The organism is Paenibacillus sp. FSL R7-0026, assembly GCF_038004485.1.
In the GTDB taxonomy this organism is placed as follows: Bacteria; Bacillota; Bacilli; order Paenibacillales; family Paenibacillaceae; genus Paenibacillus; species Paenibacillus xylanexedens_A.
In genome coordinates this window covers 2813149-2827494 of sequence record NZ_JBBORG010000001.1, presented here as the reverse complement: position 1 = coordinate 2827494, position 14346 = coordinate 2813149, and the positions used below count along the sequence as shown (strand labels likewise).

General features: G+C 44.9%; 12 protein-coding genes. 3 read left to right on the top strand and 9 right to left on the bottom strand.

Features of this window, described 5'->3' with window-relative positions:
• Positions 1-31: 31 nt before the first annotated feature.
• The 5 genes from MKY44_RS12785 to MKY44_RS12765 form a co-directional block, all read right to left on the bottom strand.
• The gene (locus MKY44_RS12785; protein ID WP_341007352.1) at positions 32-2851 is read right to left on the bottom strand and encodes a glycoside hydrolase family 2 TIM barrel-domain containing protein; all 2820 of its coding nucleotides are present in this window, start codon (positions 2849-2851) and stop codon (positions 32-34) included.
• A 187-nt stretch (positions 2852-3038) separates the two neighbouring features.
• Positions 3039-3833, bottom strand: a complete 795-nt coding sequence (locus tag MKY44_RS12780; RefSeq protein ID WP_341007351.1) for an SDR family NAD(P)-dependent oxidoreductase — start codon at positions 3831-3833, stop codon at positions 3039-3041.
• Between the two features lie 130 nt (positions 3834-3963).
• Positions 3964-4962, bottom strand: coding sequence for a helix-turn-helix domain-containing protein (locus MKY44_RS12775; RefSeq protein ID WP_341007350.1), 999 nt, complete (start codon positions 4960-4962; stop codon positions 3964-3966).
• Between the two features lie 190 nt (positions 4963-5152).
• The gene (locus MKY44_RS12770) at positions 5153-5725 is read right to left on the bottom strand and encodes an esterase/lipase family protein (protein WP_341009846.1); all 573 of its coding nucleotides are present in this window, start codon (positions 5723-5725) and stop codon (positions 5153-5155) included.
• 186 nt (positions 5726-5911) lie between these two features.
• Positions 5912-6220 (bottom strand): hypothetical protein, encoded by a 309-nt coding sequence (locus tag MKY44_RS12765; RefSeq protein ID WP_341007349.1) that lies wholly within the window; start codon positions 6218-6220, stop codon positions 5912-5914.
• 163 nt (positions 6221-6383) lie between these two features.
• On the opposite strand from MKY44_RS12765, the gene MKY44_RS12760 reads away from it, so the two are divergent.
• Together MKY44_RS12760 and MKY44_RS12755 are read left to right on the top strand one after the other, a co-directional pair.
• Complete coding sequence (locus tag MKY44_RS12760; protein WP_341007348.1) at positions 6384-7616, top strand: GAF domain-containing sensor histidine kinase; 1233 nt, start codon at positions 6384-6386, stop codon at positions 7614-7616.
• A 46-nt stretch (positions 7617-7662) separates the two neighbouring features.
• A complete protein-coding gene (locus MKY44_RS12755) occupies positions 7663-8088 on the top strand; it encodes a hypothetical protein (protein WP_341007347.1) in 426 nt (141 codons plus the stop codon).
• Between the two features lie 97 nt (positions 8089-8185).
• Here MKY44_RS12755 and MKY44_RS12750 read toward each other — a convergent pair whose 3' ends face one another.
• Complete coding sequence (locus MKY44_RS12750; protein WP_341007346.1) at positions 8186-8608, bottom strand: hypothetical protein; 423 nt, start codon at positions 8606-8608, stop codon at positions 8186-8188.
• Between the two features lie 265 nt (positions 8609-8873).
• On the opposite strand from MKY44_RS12750, the gene MKY44_RS12745 reads away from it, so the two are divergent.
• On the top strand, positions 8874-10148 hold the full coding sequence (locus tag MKY44_RS12745) for a stalk domain-containing protein (protein ID WP_341007345.1): 1275 nt from the start codon (positions 8874-8876) through the stop codon (positions 10146-10148).
• 349 nt (positions 10149-10497) lie between these two features.
• On the opposite strand, the gene MKY44_RS12740 is transcribed toward MKY44_RS12745, so the two are convergent.
• From MKY44_RS12740 to MKY44_RS12730, 3 genes are read right to left on the bottom strand one after another with little or no spacing between them, the layout of a single operon-like run.
• A complete protein-coding gene (locus MKY44_RS12740) occupies positions 10498-11673 on the bottom strand; it encodes a Ger(x)C family spore germination protein (protein WP_341007344.1) in 1176 nt (391 codons plus the stop codon).
• 18 nt (positions 11674-11691) lie between these two features.
• Positions 11692-12807 (bottom strand): GerAB/ArcD/ProY family transporter, encoded by a 1116-nt coding sequence (locus tag MKY44_RS12735; protein ID WP_341007343.1) that lies wholly within the window; start codon positions 12805-12807, stop codon positions 11692-11694.
• A 41-nt stretch (positions 12808-12848) separates the two neighbouring features.
• Positions 12849-14258, bottom strand: a complete 1410-nt coding sequence (locus MKY44_RS12730; protein WP_341007342.1) for a spore germination protein — start codon at positions 14256-14258, stop codon at positions 12849-12851.
• Positions 14259-14346: the final 88 nt, after the last annotated feature.

The following is a 14346-nucleotide window of genomic DNA, read 5'->3' as shown; positions in this document are numbered from 1 at the left end:
AGGGAAACCTGACACTTCTTCTCCCTATATCTTAGTTAAACAACTTGCAAAGTTCCTCTACTTCCAGACGTGCAACTGGCTGGTAAGCGGAACTTTGTACATAACGCTGGAAGCTGTATAACAACTGTCTGCCCTCCAATGTAGTCATCAGACGCTCCAGATTCAGCGCTCCCATCAGCACTCTCCCCTTCCGGACCCGACACTCCATCAACAGGCCGAGCTTGTGGTTTCGCTCAAAATTGTCAATGGTCTGCACGATCGGATTCAAGTCTTTATCCAACTCATCCAAGATGATCGATGACGACTCGGACACGATGCTCCACCACGGATAAGTTGAGTGCTCCTCTGTGACAAAATGTTCGAAGGCCGGATGTTCCTGTTGAATTAACAAGCCCATTGTGCCCACAGGAACTTCTCTTTTCATATTCTCCGAGATGGAACGAAACATAGGATAAGACCAGAAATCGGTGCTATAGAAACCTTGCATCGCATGTTGAAGCTGATTGGGATTTGGGAAAAGTAAAATATCCTCGCCCTGCTCAAGCAGCGCCAACGCCTGTTCCGAGAGTTCGGTAAATAGATTCAAACCGCTCAGGTCCACTTCCTCCTGACTCGGGTAGATCCACAGGTCGTAAGACTTACGGATATCCGTGCCCGGAATGGACAGTCTAAGCTCCACTTTGGTCATATTGGAGACTTCAGGAATGCGAATGCTGAGATCCGCGATATTCACATAATGTTCTCCATGGGTCGCTGGCAGGTCTGCTTTCCCTTCCAAAAGGATGCTGCCTCCGATCTGCTCGCTTTGAAGTTCCCACTTCAATTGAAGTCCATCCAACGCTTGTCTCCGGAAGTAACTTAGTTCAATGCGTGCTTCGAACAATTCACCCGCTTGATAATTATATTTGGGGAATCTCGCCAACAACACAGCGTCGGAACAAAACGTTCTCCACTCCTCAGGTGTAATCATGCCTTTGGAATTCATGAATGCGTCCAGTACACCCACCAGCGCTGTTCCCTGACCGCTGAAATCCTGAAGATCCAGCAGCTGGAACCCGGCTAGGTGCTGCGAACGAAAAGCAGCTTCCAGTTCTTCCTTGTAACATGCGACCGCGAGTTTACCAGAAGCTCTGAAGTATGCTTCCGCCAGATGTCCCAAGCCTTTGGCTTCCAGACGCTCTTGAAACACTTCGAAGTTTTTCGCTTTGAGAGAACCCGTATACTTGTTGATCTCCTCGAAATTAGGAAACGTGGCGTACTGTCCAATTTCATGCGAGATGATCGGTACGTGTGAGACAAGTTGCTCACTTCCGGCTTCGGCCTGCACTGTTTTGGAACCTGTCCCATATTGAATCTGAATCTCTTTGTTTGCCGTTTGCCCAGAAGGATCAGCATCGCTGCCTTGCGTCGGCACAATGTTCGAATCGTAATCTTTCAACGTATTTGGCAAGTCGGTCTGCACGTGACCGAGCGGAGCATCACACATCGCATATGAACCTCTGAACAGACGCTCTTTGGAGAAACGAACCCCGCAGAAAAATTCACTTTCCTCCAGAATGTCCGGCACAAACTGAAAGTTATTCGAACCTTCGGTGTATAGATGACGAGGATCATATGCTTTGTATGCCTTCAGGATCGAATTCAATCTGTCCTTGCTTCCCCATAGTTCATTCCCCATGGACATCATGACAAACGAAGGATGATTACCAAAAGCACGCAGCATCGCAAATCCTTCGCTAATCAAGTAATCCTGCTCGGCTTGATTATGCCCATCCGAAGATTCATCCGTAATGGTTCCCCAGAACGGAAGCTCAGGTTCCATGTAGATGCCGAGCAGATCCGCTGCAATAAAAGCAGCCTCCGGAGGACAACAGGTATGGAAACGGTAGTGATTGATACCGTAGGACTTGGAGATAGCGAGAATGCGAACCCATTCATTCACATCGGTTGGCGCGTATCCCGTGAGCGGAAAGATCAGCCCGTCATGTTTGCCTCGAAGAAACGTTTTGCGACCATTAATGGTGAATTTGTCTCCAGCAGCCCGGAATTCCCGTAATCCCGTCCATACTTCGGTGGAATCCAGCACTTCGCCGTCCTGATCTTGCAGCTGAATATGAAGTTGGTACAGGTTAGGTTCATCATCACTCCATAACATCGCATCTTCGCCAATCTTGTACGTCAGCTGGATTTCCTGCGAATCCGGGGCGAAAATCTGTTCCTCGGTCGTATACACCGGATCTGCACTGACTGCAACAGCCGAAACCACGATTCGTACTTCTTGCAGGTCACCAACAAGTGCTGCCTTGATCTCGAAAGATCGAGTCGCAAGATCGGGATAGACCTGAACATTATCCAGGAAAACACGCTCGAAAAATTGAAGTTCCAATTTCCCGGTGATGCCGTTCCAATTCGTCTGCGTGTCTTCGGATGTAAGGTGACCACCTTTGGTTGGATAATTGGTATTGTCCACTCGAATGGTAATTGTATGAGTCCCAGCGGATAGCCCTGCCTCAATCTCGTAACGGTGAGGTGTGTTTAGACTGTTTTGTGTTCCGCATTCCACCCCATCGATCCAAACTGTGGTTACTCGTGTTCGTTCCAAATGCAAGAAGCAACGTTTGCCAGCCAAGTGTTCGGGAATTTCAATCTCTCGTGAAAACCAGGCATAACCCTCAAATAAGTACTCATCCGTCAGCGCACCGATTAACACATTCTCGTTTTTCTTCCCCTTGGCCGCATGAGATGTAGTATTTGGCAATGTAATAACGTCTGAGAAATTCAGACCACGTTCCACCTTATGTTCATCGAGTTGGAGTTTCCATATGCCTTCCAGATTTATTGCAGCTATCATGATAGTGTCCCCTTTTAGATTCATATAATCGATACAAGTAATCGCTTCCAAGTAACAGAAACCGTTTTCGAAAATCATACCTGTATTATAAACTCGATTGACGCCCCTCGCATAGATCATTTACAAATAAAAAAGTCGCCAATACTGGCGACTTCTTATGGTTACATATGCTGTATCCTGAACAAATTTAAAATATGGTGGGAACCATGCCTCCGTCCATACGGATGGGAGAGCCTCTAAAAGCTGAAGCATACGGACTGCATACAAAAGCTGCGAGTCTGCCGATTTCACTTGGCTTGATGAATAGCTGCAATTCAGACTGAGGCAGATTGCTCTTCATAAAATCTTTCTCTTTTTCCTCGAAAGTCAGCGACTCATCAGGGTATATGCTCTCAATGATATCACGCACATTCTCGGACAGTGTTGGACCTGGCAGGATCGTATTGATCGTAACTTCAGTTCCTGCTGTCAGTTTGGACAAACTTTTGGATAATGACAGCAACATTGATTTGGTCATGCAATATTGGGGCATCTGGCCTGAGGGCATAAGAGCTTCTTCACTCGCGATAAATATAATACGTCCGTCATTATTCTTCACCATTTTAGGTAAATAAAATTGAGACAAGCCATTGGCAGCCATCACATTGGTACGGAAATATTTCTCCCACACTTCATCGTTCACGTCTTCATAACTCATGATCTCATATATGCCCATGCTATTCACTAAAATATCAACCTCAGGGAACTTCTCAAATAAAGCTTGTCTTTGCTCCAGATCCACAAGATCAGCCGTGGCCTTTTGCGGAGAGGTCTCCGGAAAAGTAGACTTGATTTCGCGAACGGTTCGTTCCACCTCTTCATCATTGCGTCCATTAATCAGAACATGAACACCTTCTCTGGCGAGCTCCATGGCAATTGCTTTACCGATTCCTTTTGTTGATCCTGTAACTAATGCTATTTTCTCTTTTAGCCCCATATCCATCCTGCATTTCTCCTTCTTGATTACAACTATCCGGCAGGTGCTTCTTGAACATTGCCAACAGCTTCATGCACCGGATAGATATAATATTACGCAGTCTGAAGGGCCTAGTAACTAGCACTTTGCGCCAGAATTATTGCCTCACACGCCAATTTGAAGGTGTATCCCCTTCCCAGGTCTTGAAAGCACGATAGAATGAATTCTGATCTTCATATCCAACCAGAAATGCCACTTCTTTGATATCGAGTGAAGGATCTGCAAGGTACTCTCGGGCCTGCTCACGTCTAGCCTCTGTTAATAATTGCTTGAAGTTTGTGTTCTCCTCCGTCAGTCGCCGCTGCAAAGTACGATCACTCATGCGAAGCTCTTTGGCGACCGTCTGGATGTCAGGGCGCTTTCCTGTGAGGCTGCGTTTCATAATCCATTTGACCACTTCAGTAACGGAACGATTGCTCTCTTGTTCGTCCAGCGACCGATCCAGAGCCGGGGTCAGAATCTCCAGTAACTCTTCGTTATACGATAGAAATGGAAGTCTCAGATCTTTCCGTTCTAGCGTCAGCCGATTATAGTTGGAATTCGTATCGACTCGGCAGCCGAAGTAGGCCTCAAGGGTGGCTACGTCACCCATCGGTTGGGAGAACTCAACCCTTTTTGCAGTCAAAGGCTGTCCTGTGCCCCTTCGTCCAAGTTCGATTAGAAATGCCAGCGTAATACCGACCAGTAATGGCGGACCTTGTTGCCCCTTATGTAACCATTCGAGTTCAATGAACCATTCCTCCCCTGCTTCAGTAATCTGCAAACTCTCGGGAGGACACATTTGCTTGTAACGCACCATGCGATTCAACGCATCACGATAATCACGAGCATGATACATTGCCAGTACAGGCGGAGGATACTTCGATATCTCATATCCGGTTGCAAGTTTAATGATGCCCTCGGCGGTGTCCCCAATGAGATCAGAGTACGCCTGCCAGATTGCAAAGTATTGAGATTGGGTCACTACTGGTTTATTTATTGTCTCAAGAGATAGTTGTGCTGTGCGAGCGATGTCATCAGCACCAATCCCTAATTGATGTAATCCAGCCCAAAAGCCTGGATGAACTTTAATCCGATCATTCGGTTGAGGTTGCATGTATACAGACTCCTTAACTTGTTCCATTTTTATTCTGATTTCTAATTATAGAACGGATGTAGCTAATTATAAATCTTACCTCAGCGAGCCATTTCCGGGTAATACGAAAACACGACTGCCCAAAAATGGCCAGTCGTGTTCAAGTCAATCATTCAGTACATTATGAAGAATGCACATTTTGTATGTTCAGCTACTCGTTCAACGCAGTTTTGATCAGGGCATTCACTCGTGAGTTAAACAGCAGACCGATATGGGATACGAGGGAAACCGAAACGTTGTTTGCCCCGTTCAACCGGGAAAGTACCGGAGACACAATCGTGTCACTGGTGGAATAGATCGAAGTCACCTTTATTCCACTTGGAGCTGTCGTTGTGGTCAATCGATTAGCCCCGCCAAGGGTAATCAACTTATCCACTTTGGAATCGCCTCCACGGTTAATTATGTAATAGAGACTATTAGCTCCACCCATGCTATGAGCTATAATATTGACTTTTGTATGACCCGTTTGGCGCAGAACATCATCTACGAATCGACTAATTGCTGCGGAATTCAACAGCTGGTTTCCTTGTTTGCTAGGAAGGTCAATCGCGAATAATTCGTCTCTTGTCCACCCTTGGCTACGCAAATAACTCTCAATTGCTGTAAAATTGCTATCTGAACCGGTCAATCCATGTACCAATACAATGGGTGTACGTGCCGTAGCTGCAGAAGCCTTTGAACTCGATCCTATGCCAGTTACCGATAAGGCAAGGATCATACTCATGAATACAACAAGTATTAATTTGGTCTTTTTCACTTCATTACCCTCCTGTAAAATGTTTTATATTCCATATATTACAATCTAACATATGGAATATAAATGAATCTTTAGTCTCATTTTTACAGGAATGTCTAGAGTAAACTACAACTAACATCCTTACATTTTTATCAAACTCTAGTGCTCTACTTTTTATCCTTCAACGATATCTGCACGTAGATCCGTTGCAATCTCAATCATTTTGGGTACAATAGCTTCGTTCGAAATAGCTACATACAGATCCCCCATGTACAAACGAAAAGCAATCTGTGCACCCTCAAGGTCCCACATAAAAAAGTCCCCCTCGATGGTCATGGTGCTCTCAGCTCCTACAATGTTAAGAATCGGTGAATAGGTAAAATCGGGTTGGGATTCGAAGTAGAGTTTGCACTCTTCCAGCGAGATGGATTGCTCGGCATTACTATCTTGCATGGATCGGGTAATTCGAAAACGCTGATTCATTGATTTGCCTCCAAAACTTTATTAATATATACATGTTACACAGCATTATATTTTCTCATTTCCGTCTTCCACTGTCAAAACCATACATGATCGATTCTTCGAATTCATATATACTGAATACAGTGCACAACGAATTTCTACAATCAGGAGGAGTCAAATCAATATGTTAAAAACAGAATTCATTGATGTACTATCCATTGTCTCACATAAATTATATGATTCGGCTGCTAATGTCATGGACACGGCAAGCAGGTTAATTCCTGCAAATACGTTTTGTATTGCCCAGTTGGATCATCTATCCACCAAGGTTCTGAACGTATATAATCGTGACAAACTAATTCTGGGTGAGGGGCTGGTCGTTGATAACGCCGAGTCATACTGTGCACTTGTGACTGAACATTCCGAAGGCCCGTTAGTAATCAATAATAATCTAACACATCCATTAACCAGACATATGGACGCAACCGAATTCGTAGGTGGATGTTCATTTGTCGGTGTGCCCATACATAATGAGAACGGAGAAATTTACGGCTCCCTTTGCTCATTTGATCAGGATTTCTATTCCTATCAACAAAAGGACGTGGATCTGCTTCTCTCCTTGTCTTCCTTTTTCACGAGTCTTCTTGAGATGGAAACAACTCTGCAACAGTTAAAACAGGCGGAAGAGACCGCTGCAAAAGTGCTTGAAGAAAAGAAAAATTTGCTGGCCGTTCTCAGCCACGAAATCAGGACGCCAATGAATGGTGTTCTTGCAATGGCCAATCTATTGCAATCGACCAGGCTAAGTGAGGATCAATCGTTATATGTTAATGTCATTGAGTCAAGTGGCGCCAGCCTTCTGTCGATGATGGATCAGATCCTGGATTACTCCAAAGCAGAAGCTGGTGCGATCTCTCTGGAGATCAAACCCTATAGTGTCACTGAAACAGTTGAACATGTATTACAATTATTCTCTTCTGAAGCGCAGAAAAAAGGAATTAGGTTGTACGCAGAATATAATATTAATGATCATCTGATGCTTATGGGCGATCAGCACAAAGTTCGTCAGATTTTAATCAATCTCGTTGGAAATGCGCTTAAGTTTACGGAGAAAGGGGAAGTATGCATCTCTACTGAGGTATCTGCTGATACAGAAGGTAATCTCCATGCATCCTACGAAATACAGGATACGGGCATCGGCATCCCGCAGGATCGTCAGGATCTGTTGTTCAAATCCTACTCCCAGATTCATGGTAATTCAGGAAAGTATGGCGGAGCGGGGCTGGGCCTGTCCATCTGTAAACAACTCGCAGAATTAATGGGTGGCGTTGTATGGCTTAAAGATTCCAGTGATTTGGGTAGTCAGTTTGTCTTTAATATTTCCAGCACTGCACCCACCGTCCATGCGAATATCTGAATAATGAATATATTATTCTATCTTAGAAAGATAGGAGGTATATACATTGACGCAATTTCTAGATGCACGGACATCCCAAAATGCCGCCTTGTTTAATTCCATCTCCATACCGATTCCAGTGATTTTAACCCCCCAATTATTCGGCCAGATTGGTCTCATAACTGCTGGAGCCGGAAACAATCTAAGAGTTTCATTAAAAGGGACCATCACGGTGCAATTGCCGCGTGCACTTTTTATAGTGAGTATTACTGTGGTAAGAGGAACAATCGCGACCGACCCAATAGTATACTCGGGAAACCACACATATGGTCTGAATGGTCTGCTTAACCCTGAAGTGATTGTCTTCACTGCCACTGACTATAACCCACCGCTCATGCCCCAATTAACCTATACCGCATTTATCAGCACAAACCTGCTCGGTACTACTCGGGTGGGCCCCGAGAGTTTCGACGGATTTGTCGTTTCAGATTGATAAAACACGTATAACCCCATACCTCTAATCGGTTTCCCGTAGATTAGAGATATGGGGTCGTTTTTACGATTAACATCACTATTTTTAGAGAGAGCTATTAATCAGAGACCACAAATCCATCAAAATTCTCGGGACCAACACGGATTGTTCCCAGCACGTTGGAGCTTACAAAAGCAGTGTAAGTTAATTGTGGTAAAATCGGTGGATTAAAATCATTTCCAGAGAATGTAATGACTTGTGGTGCCAATACACTCAAACCAAATGTGGACGTTGCGGAGTAAATAACCGGGTCCGTTGCTAAAGTACCTCTTACAACGGTAATCGTTATGCCCGCAAGAGCTAAAGGTAATTGTACAGAAACCGTCCCTTTAAATTGAACTCTGGGATTTGCTCCTGCTCCGGCAGTTTGCAAACCGATTTGGCCAAAGAGCTGTGGAGTGTTCAGGACTAATATTGGAATAGCTATTGAGTTGGCCAAACTGGCATTTTGAGATGTTCTTGCATCCAGAAATGTGCTCATCAATCTACCTCCTAATGTTGGGATAGGATAGTATATTCGTAGCGTACTATTATGTTTGGACTTCTTACCATTAGCTCAACAGAGTTTAATTTAATTTTACTATGGTCGGAAGAATCTATTAAAGAGCGATATGGTATATACGACTATATTCCAGACTCTTATATTGGAACGATATGAAAATTTTGTTATGATACATATGCTAGATTACTAGATATGGTTATAAAATATAATTTACTATTATGTACGGAGTTGGAGGACACAAACGATGCTTATTAAAAGAGCAGGAAAAATCGCTGCGGTTACTGTAATTGCTCTCTCTATTCTTGGAAGTACCCCCAATATCGGTGGAGTCTATGCTGCCCCAGCCATTTCAGTTCAATTGGATGATGTTCCCCTGAAATTTGATGCAGCTCCACGTATTGATAGAGGTGTCACTTACGTTCCGTTTCGGACAGTCGGGGAAGCCCTAGGTATTGATATTATCTGGAACAGCAAATCACAGACTGTAGAAGCGACGAACACTGTGAAAGGACAAACTACCGAGGTACTATTACAAGTTGGCAACACCACAGCGACCGTAAATGGAAAAAAAGTTACACTCGCAGCAGCACCCGTTCAGCGGGAGGGCCGCGTACTTATCCCACTAAGTTCGTTCAGTAACCAATTCGGTGTACAAGTAAGCTGGAATCAGGCAACCAAGACGGTCTCCCTTGTCTCCCCACAACGCGAGATGCACTTGAGAGCCTTCTATGCGTTGCAATCCTTTCAAGAAAAGGACCTTATTACTTCCATGAATTCCGTAGCCTTTGGCTGGAGCCGCATTGATCGTGAAGGTCAGTTCACGCTCCAAGGGGATGAATACCGTCTCCCTGCTGCTGCGGGTGATATTACACCGCAGTCCATCGTTGCTGACGCAGCAGATCAGAAGATCCAACCACAGCTCATGGTGTATGCATTGGACGGAAACGGCGAACTGACCAAAGTTCTGAGCGACAGCAGCCTGCGGCAGAAATCGATTGAAGGTATAACTGCTGCTGTCGCAGAGCATGGTTTTGGCGGAGTTGTTCTGGATTTTGAAGGACTGGGCTTTAAACTGGATGCGGTAGAACAACAGAAGTTGCTCAATGCTTACGTGAAACAATTAAAGAGTTCCTTACCTCAGGACACAGCTTTATCTCTGGCGGTACCGCCGCTAAATAGTGCTTATAAAGGTTATGATTACAAGACACTTGCCTCTATTGCAGATGATCTTATCATTATGGCCTATCAGTATAATCCGGTTGGCACCAAATCTCAGGTACCTGAGCCAAATAGTCTTGTGGATCAGGCGATTCAATTAGCCATACAGGCCGGTGTCCCAAAGAGTAAGCTTCTGCTTGGTATCAGTTTAAGCAGTGAAACGCCCTCCTCTGTTGATGATAAGCTGGGTCTCACCAAACGTTATGACCTCAAAGGAGCTGCCTTCTGGCGTCTGGGTCTGTTCCGTTCCTACAATACAAAGATGGAAGATGCCGTGAATGTTTCTGTGATCAAAGAGTAAACTTTCTGACTGGATGCAGCTCACTTAAATAAAAGAAGGACCACACCTCTGGTACGCAGAGACTTGGTCCTTCTTTTTCCCATCATCTCACTTCATAAATTTATCCACACTTCCAAAGATAAGCTTCACAAACTGGGTAGGACCAGGCAAACGGGGCTGAAAGAGAAGAATGATCCCAATTACTGCCGCCACTGCAGTAATTCCCGCGCTCACTATTCTGGCTCGCTTCTCTTTGCTACTCTTCCACTCTGCATAAACTATCACAGTCGCCAGTATCAAAATCCCAAGGATTGAGCCTAGTTTCATGCAATCACCTCTCTTCTCAGGTTTGTACAGTAGCCGATTCTGTTCAACTTTCGTCCTCATCAGGTATCCCCTGTGGTCCTGTTGATTTTCCGGTACGTTCTACGTGTGCATCTACTTTGACTTCAACGTCCAATTCAGGATAGATGGTTTCCCAGTTCTTCTCCTGCGCCTTCCATTGATGCGGATAATATCTGCGGAATTCAACTGCGAATTTGAAGAAATCGGAGCGTAGCTCCTTCTGCGACATGTCTAAAGCATCATGAGCCAAAGATGTGAGCTTAGCCGACCATTCCTTTTCCAGTTTAGTTAATACAGCAGGATCAGTCAGATTGGAATCTGTTGTATTTAACACTACTTCTCCCCTGATTTGGATGTCGACCTTCATACTCCACTGTTGGTTTACAATTCGCGGCTTCAAGGAGGTTTTATTTTCAATGAGTCTTATCGAAAAAGAACCCTTTGACGGCTCAAACTCAACAGGCATGATAATGTTGTTCAGTTCTTTTGCAAGTAGTAATACACCTACGCTTAGTGGTTCTTTGACCGTCTTGACATAACGATCCTTCTTGTACATACTCAGACCTTTCACATATGGCGTAGTCGTCAGTTTATCCTGATCGGGCTCCGGGGGTAAGATTAACATGCGAGACAAAATGGCGGAACTGCTCGGACCTTCAATAGATTTAGCCAGTTCAAGCGCAGTAACACGTGTACCTAACTTCAGATTGGCCATCTCACGCAACGATTCAGCAGAACTTCGCTCCAGTGGATCAAGTAACGCAAGGATATCTTTCGCAGCCTTTTCGCTGGAAAAGACATATGCATGCTCCCTGAACTGAGGGTACCGCAGGAAGAAATCGATATACTCACGGATACCGCGTTTGCCGGCTTGCTCACTAATGATTATGACTTCACAGTGGCCCCAGAACATATTCCGGGGAACTTTACGTTGTAACCGATTCAATGCCTCGGCAATTGTACGTCCTTCCGCCGTTCGAATCATTGTTACCCCGCTTGGACTGCCTCCACTCCCACTGCTATCTCCTGCACTCGCCTTTCGCGGAATAAAAATCTGTGAAGTCAATTGTACTTTGCCATCTTCATAATCTATCCCTGTAGCCAGCACGATAGCCAAATCGTTAATCTCGATACGATCCCAGCATCCACTTAAAAGCACACAACACAATATTGGCATTAGTAGTACTCTATATATTCGCAAGTGCTCCTCCCCCATCAATCAGGTGTTCGCTCGATTCTTCCGAAAATGTGCCCACCCTTTCTTCAGCCATGCGACACCGTAGATCATAGCCGGAAGGATTAATAAAATGCTGATCGTATACAAGTTGGCTGAAGCGCTAACCAAACTGGAAACACCGGATCCACCGGACACAACCCAGTAAGCAAATACCATGCACAGGAACGAAAGTGGACCAACCACAGGTTTGTAGTCTCGCAAACCAAACCATTCCGCGGTTGATGTAGCAAAGATATATAGAAAAACGGAAATTTTAACGAAAATACCAAAAATCCAGATAGCAATAATAAGGGATTCGATATGCTGCAAAAAGTCCGCAATGGTTATGTATCTTGCTGCGATCATGACCGGAAATACAAATGTATCCGTCAAATCACCAATTAAAAACAGGCAAAACAGATTGGTAACTGTCATTGCAGTTGTTGTAAACACAAGGGAACCCAGCATGACCCGGGTTATTCGTTTTTTTTCATTCACATAAGGTAGTAGAAAAGCCAACACGATATATTCACTAAACCATGCAGCAGGTGCAGCAGCCCCCGTAATAATGGGAATTGGACCCTTCTCCATAAAAGGAAACAGCTCGGCAGGATTCAGTTCACCAATCAATAATATAAAGATCAAAGCCAGCAGTACGATCAGCAGGGTAACAAACACCTGAGCGGTTCGTCCGACAACTTCGATCCCGAGTCTGACATTAATCGCACATACAACAACCATCGTACCCATCACAACAAACAAAGGTGTACGCGGAAGTGCATTATTGACAATGAATTCACCGTATTCCCGAATAATCAAGCCCGTCAAGTGTGGCAAAAAAGCGATATATATCAGGCCAAATAACTTGCCCGGAATCCGACCAATAATCAATACACTGGATTGAATGAGTGTTTTTCCAGGGTACAGACGATCAAGTCCAACGGAAATACCAATGGCAGCCAACCCAACGATCGAACCTATAATTGGGGTCATCCACATGTCATGTCCTGCATAGTGCATTGTAATTCCAGGCACAGACAAGATAGCCGTCGCGAGAATGGCGGGAAAGACCATAAATGCCAATTGAGTCACCGATATTTTCCCTTTGTCAGTCAACATATGTAATCCCGCTCCCTTGTTTGCTCGAAATGTAGATTGTTCTAGTGTGGTTTGTTCCTTGGGGATGGACGCCACCATACATCCTTAAGTTCCTTAGCCATCGTAGGTGCTACCGGTGAGAGATAAGGTGTTCCAAATGAACGAAGACTGCTTAGATGAATGACAACCAAGATGACTCCCAACATGACACCCGTGAGTCCCAACGTTCCTGCCAGAAACATCATGGGAAAACGTAGTAGACGAGTCGCGATGCTGGCAGCATAGCGGGGTATCATGAAAGAAGCGATACCGGTAATCGCGACAATGATAATCATGGGGGCTGAGACAATTCCGGCACTCGTCGCCGCTTGCCCAATAATTAAGGCGCCCACGATACTGACCGCTGATCCGACCTGCTTGGGCAATCGGACACCAGCCTCACGCAATGCTTCAAAGGCAATTTCCATAATGAGCGCTTCCACCAGGGCAGGAAAAGGGATCTCTTCTCTCGCCCGAGCAATGCTGAGAAGTAATACGGTAGGAATCATCTCTTGATGAAACGTCGTAATTGCTACATAAGCCGATGGAAGCAACATGGATAAAACAAAAAAAATATATCGCAGCCAGCGTACAAAAACACTCATGAACACATTTTGATAATAATCTTCGGGGGATTGTAACATGGAAAAAATGGTTACTGGTGCGATAAGGGTAAACGGCGTTCCGTCAACGAGAATAGCAAACCGACCTTCCAACAAGTTGGAAACAACGACATCCGGGCGTTCCGTCGCAATCATCTGTGGAAATGGTGAATATCGCTGGTCAACAATGCCTTCTTCAATGTACTGACTCTCCAGTACGTCTCGGAGCTTTAAATCGGCAAGTCGTGTCTCCACTTCCTTAACAAGTTTGGGGTCAATAATCCCCTCCATGTATACAAGTGAAATACTGGTGTTTGTACGATCTCCCATGTTACGTGTATGAATCTTCAGTGCAGGTGTCTTGAGACGTTTGCGCAGTAAAGACATATTCATGGTCAATGATTCTGTGAACCCATCCCGTGCACCACGCACGGTCGATTCAGCTAACGGTTCTTCCGTTGAACGATTTGCAGCTTGGTATAGAGGGTATGTAGTTCCGCCTATTGAACCGTCCAGCAGTAAAAGAGCTTCTCCTTCAAATATGGCCTGCACTGCCTGAGTAGTCGTTTCAACTTGCTTAACAGAAGCTAGCGGAACTTGCGCAGCTTTGATCCCCATTTCCTGAATGGGGGTTAGTACCTGTCTCTCCAGCCGCTCCGTATCGCATACACCAACACAATATACGCATAATGCTGAAGTAAGACACGCGGTTTGGAATGTATGAAATACAACGTCCGAGCAACCCGCAAAAACGGAGCGTAACATTTCTTGATCAATAACAAGTTGTCCGGTTAATGGCAGGTCCTGTTGTGTTATCGCTGATGTGTCCATGACGCCTCCCCTTTCCGTAAACACTCCGTCCAGATATTCTCAGTTAAAGGTATCCTTTACTTATCAGATGGGATATATACGCAAAATA